The following is a 16944-nucleotide window of genomic DNA, read 5'->3' on the forward strand; positions in this document are numbered from 1 at the left end:
CATGCCGCGCAACGAGACCTTGCCCCCGATCGAGCTTGTGAGCATCTCCCTCGGACGTCACTTGAAGCCGGCGTGGCTTCGTCGGATCATGGTGCTTAAAAGCGATGCAGGGCAATATGTATCAGCGGCCCACCTTCCGGAAGGATGAATGGAACGAGATTCTGCTCCGCTCCATTCATCGTGTCGAGGAAACCGGCACGCAGCGAGCGTTTGCCGATTTCGTCGATCGATGCCGGCGAATCTTCTCTTCGGCAAGCTTGGAACACCGTACTGCATTTGCCGGCATCTCAGCGCGTGTCAAAGAATGCGCCAGAGAACGAAGCCGCCGCCTAGATTATTTGTCGTAGCCGATCGCGGCCCTCTTCCTCTGTCATTTTGCACCTTCCAGATCGTACTGTTTTTTGTGTTCAGGTGGGTTCCAGTCAATCGATGGGGCGTCCACGGGTAGCCGCTCGCAATAGCGGGACCGACCCATCAATGCCTCCCAGTCGATCTCCCACTCCTTCAAGGCTGACATCAATGCCAACCCCATCGCAGTCCCGACTGCCGGGGCAACGGCATTCCCGATTTGGTTTGCAACTGAGCCAATGCCGCCGACGAATTCCCAATCGTCTGGAAAACCTTGGAGCCGTGCACGCATGCGGTTCGTGAGGCTCGGCAAGAAGCCCTCCTTGGCGGCCTCCTGGTTGGTTGGCGCTCTCTTCGCCGGAGGTGCGTAGGAAACGCCATTTTCCCCCGCGCGCCTAGCTTCGCCTTGTTTCGGGCTACCCTGATAGCCTCGAATGGTATCCGACAGTGCTCCAATCCCCAGCGCATTCCCAAACCGGTCGAATTCAGGGCGCTCGCGCATCATGCGGGCCCAGTCTTCCGCGCCGGTCCATCCGTTTTCCGCCATCAGATCCCGCAGGACGTCGCCCATGTTCGTCGCCAACCCCGGAAACTTTGGCGGCATGCGGAAGACGCCTGCTAAATCTTTCCGGAAGCCGATAATCATGATGCGTGATCGATCTTGGGCGAGGCCGTAATCACGCGTATTGATACGATGGATTTCCGTCACGTAGCCCAGCTTGGAGAACTTTCGCAGAAGGGTCGCGACGTAATCCGAGTGCTTTGAATGGAGAAGTCCTTCGACGTTCTCGAAGACGAAAGCTTTGGGCTCGACTTCCTTCACCGCTCGAACGCCTTCAGTCAGCATATCGTTTTCATCATCTTTTCCCCTCCGCTTGCCCACCGTGCTGTATGGCGTGCATGGAAGGCCGCCTGTCAGGAGGTCGATCCGCTGCTCTTTGTACTGCGTGAAATCCACTTTTCGGATGTCTTCCGCGATCACAGGCCATCCCGGACGGTTCGCCTTCAGTGTCGCGACGGCGGTCTTGTCGAGTTCGATGAGGGCGACATGGTCGAATCCTGCGCGTTCCAGCCCGAGTGCAAGACCGCCGCCACCTGCGCAAAGCTCGATGACACGCGGGCGGAGGAAGGTGGAAGGTAGTTCGGCGAGTGGCTTCCGGCGGCGACCGTCAAAGGATACACGAGCCTGGCCGGACACCGACTGGAGCGCGCTTGTCTCTATCGCACCGATCTTTCCGATCTTCCCGGATACGATGTCACGCAACACCTTGTGCGCGTGCGCGATCCGATATTTTGATGACATCGGCCGCAGAGAGGTCAGAGCGGGCTGCTCGCCGCCGAACAAGGATTCGAACTCTATCAGAAGCGACCCGGCCTGATGCCGAAGACCTTCCTGCATTAGCACGAGGTCGGCCTTTCCTTTGCGAAAATGTTGGCGCAGGTCGAAGACGAACGACGACATCTTCTCCTCGAAGGAAAGGACAGCCTGCTTCGCATGCTTGCGGGCGGCCGCCGCGACGATCTTCTTGTTTTCAGCCGTTAGAGCCTCGGCAGGCGTCAGCTTTGCCGCAGCCAACCTTCTTCGGATCAGGGAAATGTCCTTGGTGTCGATATGCGCACCGATCTCCATCCGCTCAAGCACCTCTCGCCTTGTATCGGCGCCTGCCGTCACGAGTGCCTTCACGACCGGCCAGGAAGCGCGAGCTCTTTCTAGGACGCCCTCCTGTCCCTTCAAGGTTTCCGCGAATCATAAATACGTCGATAGCTCCGACGCGGGCAGGTTGCAGCGAGTCTTAAGGAAGGCTTTTGCTTCCGCTGAGGGCAAGGTGTCCGTGAGCTTCTCGATCTCGGCCGCCATCTGAAGTATCTTGTTGGTCATCTGCTCCTGCAGGGCGATAATGCGCGATCGCGCACCGGCAAGAGCATTTGCCTTAATGTCATTGTCGGCCATGCGAGTGTCCCCTTTCGGGACATCGATACAACGTTGGTTCTTTCAGGGCCGGTAATCGGATCGTTCGAATTTGACCAAAATTGGGAATTTGACATCGATACGTTGACCGCTTTCAACGATGTAATTTGTGATTAGCGGCACCAAAGGCGGCGCTGAACGACGCGATCGTTTCGGTCGTAGGCGAAGATCATGTTGCCATCGGGGCGAGCCTTGCGCAGGTCCATTCCTTCAAGCGTCGCGCAGTGAAGGATCCAGGCGTCGACAATGCCGCCCGCGAACCGGCTCTTTACTAGATTGCGTAGATCCTCTTGCTTTCGCGAAACACCGTGTCCGTCCCTGGCACTTGCGTACGCCGTGCGAACCGCTGCGCTAAAGACACGACGCATCTCCCGCAGGAGCGCGGCCTCTTCGTCAGAGCATCGGTATGGAATGGAGATGGCTTGCAAGGCGGGAACATCATTGTTTCGATGTTCCAATGGTCCAGTCGAATCCTTCGCGGCGTCAACCGCCGGCGAAAATGAGGCGGCAACTAAAAGGAGAACTCGTAGCCGACCGAGGGCGAGACAGTCATTTGCCAATCCACATCGAAATCCGGATAGCCTATGTTTCCATCGTGCTGTGGCGGCAATGCGTGAACTCGATAGAAACTTGCTGCTCGCGACCAGGGGGCTGGGCGCAAGCGGTTGGGAGCTTTTCAGCACATTACCTTCCCACTCGTTCTTCCCAGTATCCTCCAGGGGCGTTTCTAGCCTTCATCATCTCGTTTGATGAGCTCGTCGTGACGATGTTCCTCGCTGGCACGGAGCCGACGCTTCCAAAGAAAACATTCGATGATATGCTCAACCAGATCGAACCTACGATAGCTGCAGTGTCGGTGCTGCAGATCGCTATGGTCTGCGTACTCTTGGGCGTTTCCTTCGTTTGCCGCACCGAGGTCAGCGGCAGGATTAAAATCGGCAAGGCGTGATGCAAAACGCCGCCTCACATCGGCGGCGGCGTTTCTCGGCTGGAGAGCTGCACGGCTAGTTGAATCTTTAATCGATCATAGGGCGTGGCGCGCCATTGCCCCTCGCGAAGCGCGAGTCCTTGGCCATGCCGCAGTCTAGGCAGTTCGCGTCCTTCCTCGGGGTGACGAAGCGAACTCGTCGCTCGAGAGGCCGGCCCTGGACCGTTCCTTGGAACGCTTCCTCCATCGTCATGCCCGTGATGTAGAAGAGGAAATCGTTGGCCGCCTGAGAGGCGCTAAGTGCATTGAGCGTTATCACACTTGGCGCGGCTGCGTCGTGAGCATCGACGTAGCGCTCCAACCTACGCACCGCCGAAGGCACGCTTTCTTCACGAAGCTTCACCCGATCAATCGCCTGATTACAAAGAAGGCAGCCGCAATCGGGTCGCACGATACGCGACGTGGTGTGGACGTTTTCGATCGCTCCGGTCTTTTCTTCGGCATGGATGCGGCTGCCGAGTTGAACGCCGGGCACCAGGTATTGATGAACCAGCGCGTTGAACAGACGTCGTGCACGGTGGCCGTCCGCCGCCAGAAAAACGTAGTCGCAAGTCTTCAGTGCTTCGGCCACCGCCGTCTGCTCCATCGAGGTGAAGTGGAGCTCGATGCGCGCTGCGCTGTTTGCCTTCAAGATCACGCGACGAGCCAGATCAATCTTACGAGTTGCGAGCCAACTCCCGAGAGCGCGCATCCAACCTGGGCGGCCATCCGCAGTCAGCCATGACATCGCGTCCAGGCCCGTTGCGTCGACGAGCCGAGGAACGTTGCTAGGCTGAACTCGGTCGGGGTCGACGAGTACGAATTCGCCAACGCCAAGGCGCCCGAGAAGTTCGGCGAGAACCGAGCCGACGCCTCCGAGACCAATAATGGCGACGCGGGTCTTGCCCAGGATGGCCTGGCCATTTGCCCCAAACATTCGGACCTGACGGTCGTATCTCTGCTCGAATGTCACCGTGTCGGCGAGCGGGGCAGGACGTAGCTGGCGGCGACTTGCGCCGACCACGACCATCCTGTCGACCGTGAGACGCCCTCTACCTGGAAACCAGATGTCGCCCGCGATTGCATTGGGCGCGAACACGAGCGATCCCACAGGCATGCCCTCCACCAGATCAAGGAGAGCGGGGAAGCCGCGCTCGTGGCTTTCTATATCGACGTCGGAAAACGACACTCTGTCGCTGCCGCCGTGATTGTGAACGGCCAGATAGACGAGCTTCTCGTCACGGCAAAAACGAGCTTGCTTCATGATGAAGGGCGCGACGAGGCGGCGGTATCCGCGGGTTCTAGGCACCCAGTCGCGTCCTTCCTGAGCAAGAATAACCGAACGGACGGTCAGCACGGGGCCCGCGGGCGTGTCGAGCAGGCCGGCATGGAGAATTGCGCCGTGTTCGTCGTGATCGCCAGGGAACAGGTGCGCATGCAAAGTTTCATACATTTGCGCGGTGATTCTGATTTCGCAGGTGTTCATCGTTCGAGCATCCATTGCAAAACGGTCAGCATCTTTCGTTCTGCCGGATTAGGATGGAGGTTTTTATGCCGCCGCTTATCCGGTTCATGCTCACGCGACTAGCGATCGGCTTTGCCTTGGGCGCTTTGACCGGTGTTGTTGTCTGGGCGATTAACCTATCACAATTGTATCCACCAAACCCCGAGCGCTGGATCGCGCAGTCGCTATTCGTTTATCTTTTCGCAAGTACGATGGGCGTTGGCTATCTTGCCACATCTCTTTTTCTGGATGTTGAGTAAACACCCCAGTGGACTTCAATTCTGGACAGAGCTGCGTTTCGCCCCGTCAACAGCCAACGGCCGGGTGGAGCGCCATCCTCTCAGCCAATTCATGACGTCGTTCGCAGTCACGAGAAAAGTCTCCCCGACTGGATTGCGGTCGAGCACCGTCTGAGTCAGCGCGATACTGCAGAATGTCTCGGCATATTCGAGGAGTCGCGGCTCATCGGCCAACGGCGGCGACGCTACTGAAAGCAGCGCGCGTCGCGATACCGTCACTTCGCCTGTCCGTCCAGATTGAACAAACAGGATGTGCCCAGATTGCACACGTCGATCGAAACGTGCTCGGACGACAACAGGTGTCATATCCATCCTCTCCCCGCAAACACATCAATCCCTTGCTGCAGAACGCATCTCTCTGATCAACCCGAAGGTTGGCGCGGTGACGTCTCAACGCCCCTCAATGCGGTGATCTTCCGTGTCGGTGGGCTCGTTGTCCCGCAGGCCTTTTTTGAACGCGTTTATTCCTTGTGCGAGGTCGCCCATTAACTCAGGCAGCTTTCCTTTGCCGAAGAACATCAGTACGACGACAAGTACTATGACCCAATGCCATATGCTAAGGCTTCCCATGTTGATCTCCTGTTGAACGAAGCCCACGTTATAACGAGGACGCGTGTCCACGTTTGTGACAGATCAATTAAAACAGAAGGATGTTGACTTTCAGCCCCCCGCGCGACCGTTTTGACGTGTAAGATCGCCTTCTGGCCGTGCGTGCGGTTCGTGCACCGTCTTCTGCTGAGGTATTAGCTGGACGCTGGCTGGACGTGAGTGAAACGGGAAGCTCGAACGAGTTTCCATGAGATGCGCTTCTAACGTGGCCTGGATCTCGCCGCTCAGGGGGGCGCCCGAGCTGAAAAGTTCAAGGATGTCGACATGAATATCGGCGGCGCTCGAGTATCTCATCTCCGAGCGCCTAGCGGTAAGGGTGCAAGGCTCCCGTGAGCACCGCGGAGGTCGCGTCTGTTAAAGGTGAATGCGCGAAGTAGCTGTGAACCCAGTCTGGCCTGTTCGGCTAGATCTTCGAAAATCATCGCTGCTTCTTCAAGCTCGCCAATATCGGTGGCTGGACCAAGTTCATCGAATTCGCGGAGTAGTTCGAGTAGCGTCGCAACTTTCGTTCTTTGACGTATCGCGGAAGAGAATAGCTCGCTAACCACCGAAGCCCGCTCAGAAGGCTCCAAACTTGCCAACACTTCGCCGACCACCGTGGAGCAGCCACAATCCAGTTCCGGTTTTCTCGTGAATGCTTTGATCTGGCGGAGCGCAGAAAGGGCTCTCCCTCCATCGGATAGTGCATGCTTTCGTTTGGTCATCATCACCAGTGTCCTTGCGAGTTTCTTTGTCTGGATACCCACTCCGCACCAGCCGAGCCATGGTGGAAGCCATTGGAGAGCGGTGCTTGGGGGAAAGCGGTCCGGAGCAACGCGACTGCCTCCTCCGTGGAGATCTTGCCGCAACAGAGGTCAGCGAAAATCACCGCTACCAACGCCATGTCACAGTCCTGCGGCGAGAGCCTCAGGGATGACACGCCGAGCGACCTGACGTTTTCCGGCGGTTCGGCAAGGGCTTGGCATGAGTGCGATACGGTCTGAACCCCGTTGAGAGCAAGGAATGGCTGTCCCGAAAGTGTGCCTACCGGAAGGCCGTCAGGTTCGTCTTGGCAAACAAACTGGCAGTTGTCCTTGGTCTTGCCTTTTGAGCGAGCATGAGCGCAACGCGCGGAAATGGCGAGCGGAACGCGGCCAAATGCGAATAGCTCGAACTCTGGGCCGGAACACGCTCGAGTGATCTCGGCAACCGATGTCGCCGGAATTTCGGGCGGCAGGCAGATATTGGTCGCTCCGTTTCGAGCAAGGAAGCGGGCCGTCGCGCCGTTGTAGACGTTCACAAACGGCCCGATGGCGTGTGAACGGCCCTTCAGAAGCTGCAGCGCGGAAAGATCATTGGCTTCTACAAGGTGGCACTCGTCGCGAGCGACGGTCTGTTGATATTTCGATTCGCGATCCAGCGTTACCAAGGCAAGAGTCGAGAGGCGCACGGTCTTGCCAGCCCGTTCCAAGCGCTCGACCGCGGCAGCCATCTCGCTTTCAATGAAGTGCAATCTCTTTGAGCAGATGGTTTCACCGAGGACCACTGTCTCCACGGGAGCCTCATCTGCCATACGAAAGTAAAAATCGCGCCATTTCTCCGTCGACCAAAGATAGAGCAGCGGACCCAGGGTGAGGTTAATCGGTTCCATCATGCCTCTATCTCCAGCGTTTCTCGTACGCACCGTGCGTCGTCTGCTGCCCTTCGCTGAGAGCCCGCAGACGGGCCATGAGGAGAGAACGGTCCGCAGGAGCCGCTTTGAGGGTTGCCCTTAGCGTTGAAACGACTTCAGCGATATAGGCCTTCCCACGCTGGCGTCCTTCCACTTTCAATGCCTTCACCCCGGCGGACCGCAGCTCGTCAAGCTGGTCCATCACATCGAGAGACACGGGATCTTCAAAGGCATAGGTTTTGCTGTCGGAGATCTCAAAGCGTCCCTTGCAGAGCGTCGGGTACCCCGCTGCTTCGTCCGCTTGGAATCGATTGATCGTGAAGCCGCCGAGATCCGAAATCATGTCATTGCCCGATTGTCTGTAGCGAACGTGGCTAGCGGGCGAGCAGACGCCGTTCATATTCGGAGACTTGCCGGTGGCATAGGAGGAAAGCGAGCAGCGGCCTTCGGCCATGACGCAAAGGCCACCGAAAACGAACACCTCAAGTTCGCAGATCACACGTTGGGCTATCTTTGCGATGTCCTGGATCGTGAGCGTTCGCGGAAGGACTACCCGCGTCGCGCCGAAGCTTTCTGCAAGGAACGTCAAGGCATCCGGGTTTGATGCGGAAGCCTGGACTGAGATGTGAAGCCGTTGATCGGGATATTCTTCGGCCACGTGAGCCATAAGCCCGAAGTCCGCAACGATGAGGGCGTCCGCGCCTGCCTCTCTTGCCTCTCCTGCGCGCCGATACCAAAGCTCTTCCTTACCGGCGGTCATGAAAGTGTTCAGGGCCACAAATGTCTTCACATTTCGGGCGCGTGCATAGGCGATAGCCTCTTTCAACTCGGAAAGATCGAAATTCAAACCGGGGAAATTGCGTGCGTTGGTCTCGTCACGAAAACCGCAATACACAGCGTCTGCTCCGGCATCAACGGCTTCGCGAAATGAGGCGGGCGTACCTGCGGGGCAGATCAATTCCATTGCACACCTTGATTTTTGAATGCTTCCCGGCGCACGAGATTCAAGGCCCTCGCGGTCAATGCACCAAGGGGACCTGTCAGCCTGCTCATCGAAGCAACAAGATCCAGCTCGTTGTCGTCAAGGGCATTTCTAAGAGCGAGGACCGCTTCCATATCGCCGGTCACCAAGAGCTTGCGGGAGAAGAACATTGCGTCGCCGTCTACTCGTCCTTCCGCCAGTGCGAGCATTAATACCAGCGGCCCGCTTATTGTGGCGTCAGCCATAGGCAGGCTCCCCCGCCTAATCACCCTGAGGGCGCGATCGGATGGGCGTATCCAGAACGAGAACGGAAAGTCGTTTGGGATGAATGCGAAGCGCGCCGTATTATACTCCCCGAGCCGATCAAACAGCTTCGGGTGGGTGCGGAGGGTTTGCTGCAGGAGGATGTCGGCGAATTGAGCCGCGATTGGTAGCGGAACGAAATTTGCAGTTGCCATCAAGCGAGATGGAGCGAACATAGGGGCCTCTTGGATTGGACGGTGCATCCTAGTTGCGATCGCAGCAACGCTATTTGCTCCCGAGCAAAGACGCCGATGGTTTAGCAATGCCATTGCTGCCCGATGCTGAAAGAAACCCAAAATATTCGACGCCACGTCGATCTCCAGAGCTTCATGTCGGATTTGGCCGACAGAGGACTGCTGGTCGAAGTGCAAGAACCTGTTTCCCTTGTGCACGAGGTGACGGCGCTTCACAGGAAGGTCTTGCACGAAGGCGGCCCCGCGCTTCTACTGAGACGACCCGTCGATGCGCAGGGGGCCATCTCCAACATTCCGGTGGTAGCCAATCTTTTCGGCACGCAAGAGCGGATCGAACTCGGTTTTGGGCTGGGACCGGGAGGGTTGCCACGTCTTGCGGAAGAGCTTGCGGAACTCCAGCGTCCGACCCCTCCGAAATCGCTTTCTGATGCGTGGGGCAAGCTGCCGCTCCTGAAGGCCGCCGCGTCGATGCGGCCGCGGTATTCCAGGAAAGCGCCGTGTCAGGAAGTCCTCCTTCAGGCAGACGAGATCGACCTTGGTCGCCTCCCTATACAGTGGTGCTGGCCCGGAGAGCCTGCGCCCCTGATCACATGGCCGCTCGTTGTAACCTGCAGTCCTGATGATCCCGACGACGTGAACGTCGGGATCTACCGTATGCAGTTGGTTGACAAGCGATCACTCATCGTTCGCTGGCTGGCGCATCGAGGAGGCGCGAAGCACTTCAGGCAGTGGCAGCAGAAGGGCATGGACATGCCCGTGGCGGTTGTGATCGGGGTAGATCCGGCGACGATCCTAGCGGGCGTCATTCCGCTTCCAGAAGGAATGAGCGAGCTTAACTTCTCGGGTCTACTCCGGGGTTCAAGGACGCAACTGACGAGGTGCAGAACGAACCCGCTCAGCGTGCCGTCGAACGCCGAGATAGTGTTGGAGGGCTTCGTCTCGAAGGACGAGATCGCGCCCGAGGGGCCATACGGGGACCACACGGGCTACTACAACTCGGTCGAATCCTTTCCGATCGTTCGGTTGAGTGCGATCACCACCAAGCGCTCTCCCGTCTATCTGACCACGTACACGGGGAGGCCCCCGGATGAACCGTCCGTACTCGGCGAGGCGATGACCGAACTCTTCGTTCCGATCGCGAAACGTCAGTTTCCAGAAATTACTGACATCTGGCTTCCGCCGGAAGCTTGCTCCTATCGTGCGGCGGTCGTTTCGATCGACAAGCGATATCCTGGGCAGGCTCGGAGAGTGATGATGGGGCTATGGTCGATGCTTCCACAGTTCAACTACACAAAGCTTGTGATCGTTGTTGATTCCGGCATCTCCGTCCGCCGTTGGGAAGACGTACTATGGGCGATCTCCACCCGCTTCGACGCCGCGCGGGATCTTGTCGTTCTCGAGAATACACCGATCGACTACCTGGACTTTGCATCTCCTAGAACAGGACTAGGAACGAAGATGGGGATCGACGCGACGAATAAAATCGGTGAGGAGACCGACCGTGAATGGGGACTGGAACTTCAAATGCCTGAAGAGCTCTCGCGACGGGCCAATGAGATTTGGGAAAGGACGAGGCATGCTTTTGCGCGGTGATGGTTGCGACGTCGTCGTCGGAGTGAGCGGCGCCTCTCTCGGCGTGGCTGTCGTGGATCGCCTAACGGCCGCCGGGATAAGAGTGCATATCGTCGTGACAGAGGCCGCAAAGCGGACCTTGGCGCACGAGGTCGGGTCGGAGGCGCACGGACGGCTACTGCTCAACGCTCACCGCTGTTATGACGACAAGGATATCGGGGCGGCAATCGCGAGCGGGTCGTTTCCCGTTTTGGGGATGATCGTGGCTCCATGCTCCATGAAGACGCTCGCGGCAGTCGCGACCGGCCTTTCAGAAAACCTTCTTGCTCGCGCCGCAGACGTCCAACTCAAGGAGCGTCGTCGACTCGTGCTGCTGACACGCGAGACGCCTCTTCATTTGGGCCACCTCCGGAACATGACGACCGTGACGGAGATGGGCGCCATCGTGATGCCGCCAGTACCCGCCTTCTACAATCGACCGAAGTCCGTCGAGGATATTATCGACCATCTGGCTGCTCGAGCGATCGATCTCCTTGGCTTGCCGCTGCCTGCCCAATCTCGGATATGGAACGGCGAAGCGTCCTTTGATCAGCCGAAGATTGCTATGGGGTCAGCACCGAAGAGCATCGCGTGACCACCTCCTAGAAGGAGCCAGCAGGCCAAGGCGGCAGTGACAGCGAAAGCGACGATCAGGGCCCCGTCAACCGAAAGGCCTTGTCCCTTGGCCAGCGCGGCGAATGGGACGATCCCCGTACCTTGGGAAAGAGCCGACCAGCGATCACCTAAACGTCGCCGGGCACGCTTTTCTGTCATCGGGATCGCTCCGAGAGCGAACATGGCGAAGCCGCCGAACAACAGCACGGATCGAAGATCTCCGTTTGCTACGATATGCCCGACAGCCCAGAGCGCGAAACCCCATAAGACAGGGTGTCTTGTAATTCGCGCGACTGCGCCGACTTCTTCGGAAGAACGGATGGAAACTGACAGTGGATTCCTGCTAAAGAGCCCTGCGATTACAAGGAAACCGCCCAAGGGTGCCAAGACGAAAGTCACGGCCGCCTGCCAAGGATGCAGATCCCAAAGCGGTATGTAGTCGAGAGAAAGAGCGGCTGAAAACAACCACACGAGCGCGGCGACGGACGCTGCAGAATAGCCGACGAAGTACGCCGGCCGTCCAAGGCGGCCAATGATACCCGCACGGATCGCAGGTAATGCCGGTATCGAATGCAATAATAGGAAGACTGCGAAGGCAGAGAAAAACGAGATCATTGAGGACTCCTTGGCTCTCCAAATAGCATCATCTTCAGATATGCAGTTTGATCGTCGTCAATCATCCCGCGTTGCAGGAGATGGATCAGCAACCGTCGTGTGCTCGCGATTGTTCCTGCGCCCCCGATATGGATTTTGTTTCCAACTAAGCAAAGGAGGGGCTTGGGGAATATTGGAGGTTTGCACGAGCAAGAATCCTAAACTGCAGGTTCAACGACGCTGGCCGGATGTCAACTCAGTGGCCCTTCCGTTTGGGCGAAGGAGTTCGCCTCATGCCAACAAGAGCTTCCGAAACGCTCCCCGATCGCAGATAGGCCTAGCCTTGGAACGACGGCGGCAGTCACGCGTCTTTGCTCCAGCGCAAAGAACGAACTCATCGTGGTCTCTAAATATGACGCTGTAACTCATCTTTAGGGGTCCTTTCATGCTGCGTATTCGCTCTCTCTGCTTTGCTCCCGCCGCACTTGCTGCCATGCCGCTCGTTCTTCATGCCGCAGAGTTTCCAATCGGCGCGCCTCAGGTGGCGGGTGGTATGGAGGTGTCCGCGGTATACCTGCAGCCGATCGAGATGGACCCGCCCGGAATGATGCGACCGGCAGTAGAATCCGACGTTCATCTCGAAGCCGACATTCATGCCACGAGTGACAACGCGAACGGATTTGCAGAAGGAGACTGGGTTCCCAACCTTCACGTTGAATACAAGGTGAAGAACCTCGACAACGGCGCGGAGCAGGCCGGCGCTCTTGAACCGATGGTGGCGAGTGATGGGCCGCACTACGGTGACAATGTCAAGCTGTCGGGTCCCGGTCGCTATGCGGTCGAGATCACCGTGCATCCCGGTGGTCACGGCATGATGAGTTTTGGTCGACACGTCGACAAGGAAACCGGCGTTGCCCCCTGGCCCGAGTCGTTTTCCCTCAACTATGACTTCGTTTTCGCGGGGGTTGGAAAGAAGGGTGGCTACTGATGAGCGCAGCCAAGCCACTAACCGTCCTGCCATTGCTTTTTGCTTGCCTGGCATCGCCGACGGTTGCTGAGGAAGAAGACCCCGTTTTCGCCGTGCATTTTAGCAACGGCGTGATATCTCCATCCATCCTTGAAGTCCCGGCAGATAAGCGTTTCAAGATCGAGCTATACAATGACGGCTCGACGCCAATTGAATTCGAGAGCATTCCTCTTCGAAAGGAAAAGGTACTTGCTCCGGGAGCGTCGAGCTTTCTCGTGTTTCGCTCGTTGCAAGCTGGCGATTACGCGTTCTTCGACGATTTCCACCTCGACATGCCACCCGCCAGGCTCATCGCGAAATGACGTCTCCAACCCTTCTCGAATCGTTCAGGATCGCCACTGTCGTGTGGCGCGAATCCTTCGAAGCGCTGCTCGTTATCGCCATCCTACAAGCTTGGACAGTGCACGAGAGCGTGGAGACCCGGCGGCGGGCAGCTAGATCGATCGCCGGCGGCGCGGCGGTCGGAATGCTGACCGCCGTCGGACTTGCCTTTTTGATGGGCGAAGCTTCCGACTTCCTCGACGGGGACCGCGAAGAAGTTCTTCAACTCATCCTGGCCGCGACGGCGTCCGCGCTTATGCTCCGTATGGTCATCTGGATGCGAAGCTCTGCACGTCATGCTTCGAGTGACATGAAATCGCGGGCCGCGGGACTTGGGAAGACCGGCAACTGGGCTGCACTCGGCCTACTCGCCGCACTTGCGGTCGCTAGAGAAGGTGCCGAGACTGTGGTCTTTCTTTTCGGGATGCTTTCCGGGTCGGACTTGGGAAGCGCAGGTCTCGTCGCCGGATCCGGCACACTAGGGCTGGGGGCGGCGCTCCTGACCCTGGTGGCGTTCCGATCTGGTGCCTCTGCCTTTTCCAAAAAGGCAGTTTTGACGTTCAGCCAGATTTTACTCTTGGCTTTGGGAAGCGGCCTGCTGATGACCGCGTTGGACAAGGCAGTTTCACTTGATTTCATCTCGACGATGACTTCTCCCCTATGGGATACGAGTTGGCTCCTGGACGACGCCACCGGGCCTGGCGCGTTCATATCAGGACTAATCGGGTACCGGGCTCGACCTGAACTTCTTCCCCTGCTTGCCTTGGGCGGCTACTGGACGACGGCGTTGCTGGCATATGCTTCGCCCCTTGCTAATAAAGCTCTTGCATGACCACGGCGCAAAGTTTTGCCGGGAGGTTCGTCAGCGGGCTGGGTGACGTGCTTTTAAGGTACCAGTCCGGAATCCGCCGAATGCAGTGGATGATGATCGCGGCCTACGTTGCGCTGCTCGTTGTCCCGCTAGCACTTCCGCTGCCTGGAGCCAGCGATTACATTTGGAACAACCTCGCGCGCTTTGTCCAGTTCGTGTTCTGGGGTGTCTGGTGGCCTTTTGTCATCTTGGGAACAGCTCTGGTTGGTAGGTTCTGGTGCGGGCTGCTCTGCCCTGAAGGAGCTCTTTCGGAATTCGCAAGCGAACGGGGCGCGGGCAGGGCGATACCAAGCTGGATGAAATGGTCCGGGTGGCCGGTGGTGGCTTTTATTTCCACAACTATCTATGGCCAGCTCACAAGCATCTACCAGTGTCCCAAACCAGCCGCGCTCTTACTCGGCGGATCGACGCTAGCGGCGATGGTTGTCGGCGCGCGCTATGGGAAAGCAAAACGCGTCTGGTGCAGGTTTCTATGCCCGGTAAGCGGAGTCTTCGGCACCGTGTCGAAAGTTGCCCCCTTGCATTTTCGGGTCGAGCCCGACGCCTGGAAGCGCTCGTCGCCAGCGGAGGTCGCCGGCGTGAACTGCGCTCCCCTCATCCCAATCAAGACTATGCAAGCGAGTTCGGCCTGCCACATGTGTGGACGCTGCAGCGGGCATCGCGGCGCGATCCGGCTCGCATGGCGCAAGCCGGCGGCGGACATCGTGTTCGGATCCGGCCGAATGGCAGCTCGATGGGACACCATCCTCATCATACCGATACTTCTCGGGCTGGTCCCCGCAGCCCTTCACTGGACAGCCAGCGGAGCGTTCCAAGCCATGAGGACTTGGTTGGTCGAGCGGTGCGTCGAGCTGGGGTTTATGTGGCCGTTGTCGCTCCGGCTTCCTTGGTGGCTGCTGACAAACTATCCATCGGTCAACGACGTGATGAACGTAGTCGATGCCGTCAGTCTGTTGGCGTTTGTTGCTCTCGGAGCATTCACGTCGTCTGTCCTGTTCCTGCTCCCGCTCGTGGCGGCCACGACAATCCTCCGCCGGACGAGGAAAGTTGTCCATCACCTTGCCCAGGCAATGATTCCGCTCGCAACTTCATCGCTATTTTGTGGCCTTCTCGCGCTGACGACAAGCCAGCTCCGGTCTGACGGGATTAATCTGCCAGGCGTGGATGCCGCTCGCGCAGCGTTAGTAGTTGTTGCCGGGCTTTGGTCGGTGGGACTCTTCTTCAGGATTTCGAGCGTCTATTGCAGGTCTCTCACACGGCGCATTATAGCGACAGCACCTATTGCAATGGCTGTTGCCGCGTTCTCAGCAACTTGGCTGTTCATATTCTTGGGAGGCTGATCCACTCAGGGCAGCCGGAGCTTTCCGACTGATCTTCGCACTCCAGACTCGTTGCTTCCCGTCGATTGAACCGTGACGGGCTCGCGCAGCGCAACTCGCCGCGACTTTTTGATTTCGACTACGAAGGGCTTGTTCTTTTGCATGATCTCTCTCGGAAAATGAGACAGGTTTAGGCCGATGGCCGGGTGATGACGAATGCTGCACATGCGCTCAGTGCCGTGGCGACGATGGCGAGCGCCAACGGGCCGGGATCCAGCCAGACGAGTACGCATAGACTGCAAATCATCGCGACTACCGCGGAAACTTTCGCGCCTTGATTTATCGCCTTACGATCTCGCCAAGCTCTGACCGAAAGACCCAACGTCGGGTGAGCCACAAGCCAGGATTCAAACCTTGGCGAGACGCGGGCGAAAATGCCTGCAGAAAGCAGCAGGAAGGGGGTCGTCGGCAACAGCGGCAGGAACACTCCAACCACGCCGATGATGATCGAGGCCCAAGCAATCGTCAACCACAGCATGCGCATCGGAATCTCCATTTTCCCGTTGACTCTAAGACCTCACGGCATCCTCATCTTTGACGCTGATCAAAGACGACGACGCAGATCCGTTTAAAAAGTGGGTCATCACTTTTGATGGAGGTTGCAATGCTGCCCAGATTCGTCACCGCCTTTCTGAAATCGTCGGGCGATCAAGGCGTCGTGGTAATGGAACACGACGGCGCTCACCGGGTAGTCGTCGTCGATAGGGAGGCGCTTTGCGAGATTTCAAACCCGCCTCGGGCCGACGAGTCCCGTCTTCAACAAAGCATTGGTGCGATTTGCGAAATAGCGACGACAAAGATTCTCAAAGATGGTCGGTCTCCACACTCGCGGATCGCGGTTTCCGCGTCCGACGTCGCAGCGTGGAAGGTTGAACAGGCAAAGCTGCACTGAGAAATTCTCATCGGGACACGGAAGAGTCGGCGCAGGATCAAGATCCACGCCCTATTTGATGCATTGGCGAAAATTCTTTTTTCCACGAGAAGGCCAGCAGCTTTCCCGGATTGACCTTCCGTACTATGGATGAGGCAATTACGCTGCGCGCTCCAGCAGATTACGATCTGTTCTCTCCGACAAGTGGCGAACAAGTATTCTTCGACACTTTCTGCCTTCACACCTAAAGACGTCAACGCTCACTCCTAGCCGAGCGAATTTGGCCGCCCTCGCGTGGTAGCGCCCGGCGGTACGACTCCCTGTTGGGCCAATAGTTACGAGTCCACTCAATCAAGCGCAGGTCGTCTCCATCCTGTATGACAGTTAGCCGCTTGAGGGTGGCTGTTTGCTTATCGCTAAACCGCACCTTGGTCCCATAGCGTTCGATTTTCCGACGCATGGTCCGATAGGAAGTTACGCTGCCATTCGGACGAGCGACCGCTGCAAAGTACGTCATCGATACGGCTGCGAAAATATGCGATGTCGCTATCTGACAGCAAGCGCGGTCCCACATTGCCTACTATCATACTGAGTATCACCTAAAACGCGATTGCATCAGCTTGCACAATATTACGGGGTTTCTTGCTCTCTCGTTCACTCTCATGGTCATGCGCGATGGCGAAATACTGCGCCAACCAAAGTATTTCAGGGACAAAGAAAAACTGACAAGATCTTAAATGGCACATGTTGCCCGGAGCGGCCTTCTGGACAGACCGGAGTTAGCTTCTGGAGCCACGGCAAATTTTAGAGGCGTGATAGGGGCGCCGCC

General features: G+C 57.7%; 19 protein-coding genes. 9 read left to right on the plus strand and 10 right to left on the minus strand.

Translation table 11 applies throughout. From position 1 onward, the window contains the following. Positions 1-370: 370 nt before the first annotated feature. Both J5286_RS25170 and J5286_RS25175 read right to left on the minus strand, forming a co-directional pair. Positions 371-2020: a DNA cytosine methyltransferase gene (locus J5286_RS25170; protein ID WP_209192590.1), complete on the minus strand. Its 1650-nt coding sequence runs from the start codon at positions 2018-2020 to the stop codon at positions 371-373. A gap of 75 nt (positions 2021-2095) precedes the next feature. Then, entirely contained in the window at positions 2096-2299 is a 204-nt protein-coding gene (locus J5286_RS25175) for a hypothetical protein (RefSeq protein ID WP_209192592.1), read from the minus strand. Positions 2300-2870: 571 nt separating this feature from the next. Between J5286_RS25175 and J5286_RS25180 the strand changes: the two genes are divergently transcribed. Beyond that, positions 2871-3266, plus strand: coding sequence for an ABC transporter permease subunit (locus tag J5286_RS25180; RefSeq protein ID WP_209192595.1), 396 nt, complete (start codon positions 2871-2873; stop codon positions 3264-3266). 67 nt (positions 3267-3333) lie between these two features. Here the strand turns inward: J5286_RS25180 and J5286_RS25185 are convergent, their stop codons facing one another. Next, complete coding sequence (locus J5286_RS25185; RefSeq protein WP_209192597.1) at positions 3334-4770, minus strand: HesA/MoeB/ThiF family protein; 1437 nt, start codon at positions 4768-4770, stop codon at positions 3334-3336. A 65-nt stretch (positions 4771-4835) separates the two neighbouring features. Between J5286_RS25185 and J5286_RS25190 the strand changes: the two genes are divergently transcribed. Beyond that, the gene (locus J5286_RS25190; RefSeq protein ID WP_209192600.1) at positions 4836-5048 is read left to right on the plus strand and encodes a hypothetical protein; all 213 of its coding nucleotides are present in this window, start codon (positions 4836-4838) and stop codon (positions 5046-5048) included. Between the two features lie 15 nt (positions 5049-5063). Here J5286_RS25190 and J5286_RS25195 read toward each other — a convergent pair whose 3' ends face one another. From J5286_RS25195 to ubiT, 5 genes are all read right to left on the minus strand, one after another. Continuing rightward, positions 5064-5393, minus strand: a complete 330-nt coding sequence (locus tag J5286_RS25195) for a hypothetical protein (RefSeq protein WP_209192603.1) — start codon at positions 5391-5393, stop codon at positions 5064-5066. An 84-nt stretch (positions 5394-5477) separates the two neighbouring features. Further along, entirely contained in the window at positions 5478-5657 is a 180-nt protein-coding gene (locus J5286_RS25200; protein WP_209192605.1) for a twin-arginine translocase TatA/TatE family subunit, read from the minus strand. Positions 5658-6402: 745 nt separating this feature from the next. Beyond that, positions 6403-7329, minus strand: a complete 927-nt coding sequence (gene ubiV / locus J5286_RS25205) for a ubiquinone anaerobic biosynthesis protein UbiV (RefSeq protein WP_209192608.1) — start codon at positions 7327-7329, stop codon at positions 6403-6405. A gap of 4 nt (positions 7330-7333) precedes the next feature. Then, positions 7334-8311: a ubiquinone anaerobic biosynthesis protein UbiU gene (gene ubiU, locus J5286_RS25210; protein WP_209192611.1), complete on the minus strand. Its 978-nt coding sequence runs from the start codon at positions 8309-8311 to the stop codon at positions 7334-7336. After that, positions 8302-8808 (minus strand): ubiquinone anaerobic biosynthesis accessory factor UbiT, encoded by a 507-nt coding sequence (ubiT, locus tag J5286_RS25215; RefSeq protein WP_209192613.1) that lies wholly within the window; start codon positions 8806-8808, stop codon positions 8302-8304. Before ubiT ends, ubiU begins: the two co-directional genes overlap by 10 nt. A gap of 102 nt (positions 8809-8910) precedes the next feature. On the opposite strand from ubiT, the gene J5286_RS25220 reads away from it, so the two are divergent. Continuing rightward, on the plus strand, positions 8911-10419 hold the full coding sequence (locus J5286_RS25220; protein ID WP_209192614.1) for a UbiD family decarboxylase: 1509 nt from the start codon (positions 8911-8913) through the stop codon (positions 10417-10419). Next, positions 10403-11032, plus strand: a complete 630-nt coding sequence (locus J5286_RS25225) for a UbiX family flavin prenyltransferase (RefSeq protein WP_209192616.1) — start codon at positions 10403-10405, stop codon at positions 11030-11032. The genes J5286_RS25220 and J5286_RS25225 overlap by 17 nt, the downstream gene beginning before the upstream one ends. Here J5286_RS25225 and J5286_RS25230 read toward each other — a convergent pair. Continuing rightward, positions 10987-11667, minus strand: coding sequence for an NnrU family protein (locus J5286_RS25230; protein WP_209192618.1), 681 nt, complete (start codon positions 11665-11667; stop codon positions 10987-10989). The two genes, J5286_RS25225 and J5286_RS25230, sit on opposite strands and share 46 nt — an antisense overlap. 472 nt (positions 11668-12139) lie before the next feature. Between J5286_RS25230 and J5286_RS25235 the strand changes: the two genes are divergently transcribed. Genes J5286_RS25235 through J5286_RS25250 form a run of 4 tightly spaced genes read left to right on the plus strand, consistent with a single transcriptional unit; the run spans position 12140 to position 15205 of the window. Then, complete coding sequence (locus J5286_RS25235) at positions 12140-12634, plus strand: iron transporter (protein WP_245206563.1); 495 nt, start codon at positions 12140-12142, stop codon at positions 12632-12634. Next, on the plus strand, positions 12634-12975 hold the full coding sequence (locus J5286_RS25240) for a cupredoxin domain-containing protein (RefSeq protein WP_153272702.1): 342 nt from the start codon (positions 12634-12636) through the stop codon (positions 12973-12975). Before J5286_RS25235 ends, J5286_RS25240 begins: the two co-directional genes overlap by 1 nt. After that, a complete protein-coding gene (locus J5286_RS25245) occupies positions 12972-13826 on the plus strand; it encodes an FTR1 family iron permease (RefSeq protein ID WP_209192622.1) in 855 nt (284 codons plus the stop codon). The genes J5286_RS25240 and J5286_RS25245 overlap by 4 nt, the downstream gene beginning before the upstream one ends. After that, a complete protein-coding gene (locus J5286_RS25250; protein WP_209192624.1) occupies positions 13823-15205 on the plus strand; it encodes a 4Fe-4S binding protein in 1383 nt (460 codons plus the stop codon). The genes J5286_RS25245 and J5286_RS25250 overlap by 4 nt, the downstream gene beginning before the upstream one ends. 169 nt (positions 15206-15374) lie before the next feature. Here J5286_RS25250 and J5286_RS25255 read toward each other — a convergent pair whose 3' ends face one another. Next, positions 15375-15728 (minus strand): YbaN family protein, encoded by a 354-nt coding sequence (locus tag J5286_RS25255; protein WP_209192626.1) that lies wholly within the window; start codon positions 15726-15728, stop codon positions 15375-15377. A 120-nt stretch (positions 15729-15848) separates the two neighbouring features. Here J5286_RS25255 and J5286_RS25260 point away from each other — a divergent pair, with 120 nt between their 5' ends. Next, on the plus strand, positions 15849-16136 hold the full coding sequence (locus J5286_RS25260; RefSeq protein WP_209192629.1) for a hypothetical protein: 288 nt from the start codon (positions 15849-15851) through the stop codon (positions 16134-16136). Positions 16137-16944 lie beyond the last annotated feature (808 nt).

Origin of the sequence: Rhizobium sp. 16-488-2b (assembly GCF_017741815.1) — a bacterium.
GTDB lineage: Bacteria > Pseudomonadota > Alphaproteobacteria > Rhizobiales > Rhizobiaceae > Rhizobium.

Coding starts and splice junctions, on each gene's coding strand:
- J5286_RS25260 (WP_209192629.1), top strand. CDS start 15,849: ATGCTGCCCAGATTCGTCACCGCCTTTCTGAAATCGTCGGGCGATCAA.
- J5286_RS25185 (WP_209192597.1), bottom strand. CDS start 4,770: ATGAACACCTGCGAAATCAGAATCACCGCGCAAATGTATGAAACTTTG.
- J5286_RS25250 (WP_209192624.1), top strand. CDS start 13,823: ATGACCACGGCGCAAAGTTTTGCCGGGAGGTTCGTCAGCGGGCTGGGT.
- J5286_RS25235 (WP_245206563.1), top strand. CDS start 12,140: ATGCCGCTCGTTCTTCATGCCGCAGAGTTTCCAATCGGCGCGCCTCAG.
- J5286_RS25225 (WP_209192616.1), top strand. CDS start 10,403: ATGCTTTTGCGCGGTGATGGTTGCGACGTCGTCGTCGGAGTGAGCGGC.
- ubiV (WP_209192608.1), bottom strand. CDS start 7,329: ATGATGGAACCGATTAACCTCACCCTGGGTCCGCTGCTCTATCTTTGG.
- ubiT (WP_209192613.1), bottom strand. CDS start 8,808: ATGTTCGCTCCATCTCGCTTGATGGCAACTGCAAATTTCGTTCCGCTA.
- J5286_RS25240 (WP_153272702.1), top strand. CDS start 12,634: ATGAGCGCAGCCAAGCCACTAACCGTCCTGCCATTGCTTTTTGCTTGC.
- J5286_RS25230 (WP_209192618.1), bottom strand. CDS start 11,667: ATGATCTCGTTTTTCTCTGCCTTCGCAGTCTTCCTATTATTGCATTCG.
- J5286_RS25200 (WP_209192605.1), bottom strand. CDS start 5,657: ATGGGAAGCCTTAGCATATGGCATTGGGTCATAGTACTTGTCGTCGTA.
- J5286_RS25175 (WP_209192592.1), bottom strand. CDS start 2,299: ATGGCCGACAATGACATTAAGGCAAATGCTCTTGCCGGTGCGCGATCG.
- J5286_RS25195 (WP_209192603.1), bottom strand. CDS start 5,393: ATGACACCTGTTGTCGTCCGAGCACGTTTCGATCGACGTGTGCAATCT.
- J5286_RS25245 (WP_209192622.1), top strand. CDS start 12,972: ATGACGTCTCCAACCCTTCTCGAATCGTTCAGGATCGCCACTGTCGTG.
- J5286_RS25255 (WP_209192626.1), bottom strand. CDS start 15,728: ATGCGCATGCTGTGGTTGACGATTGCTTGGGCCTCGATCATCATCGGC.
- J5286_RS25190 (WP_209192600.1), top strand. CDS start 4,836: ATGCCGCCGCTTATCCGGTTCATGCTCACGCGACTAGCGATCGGCTTT.
- ubiU (WP_209192611.1), bottom strand. CDS start 8,311: ATGGAATTGATCTGCCCCGCAGGTACGCCCGCCTCATTTCGCGAAGCC.
- J5286_RS25220 (WP_209192614.1), top strand. CDS start 8,911: ATGCTGAAAGAAACCCAAAATATTCGACGCCACGTCGATCTCCAGAGC.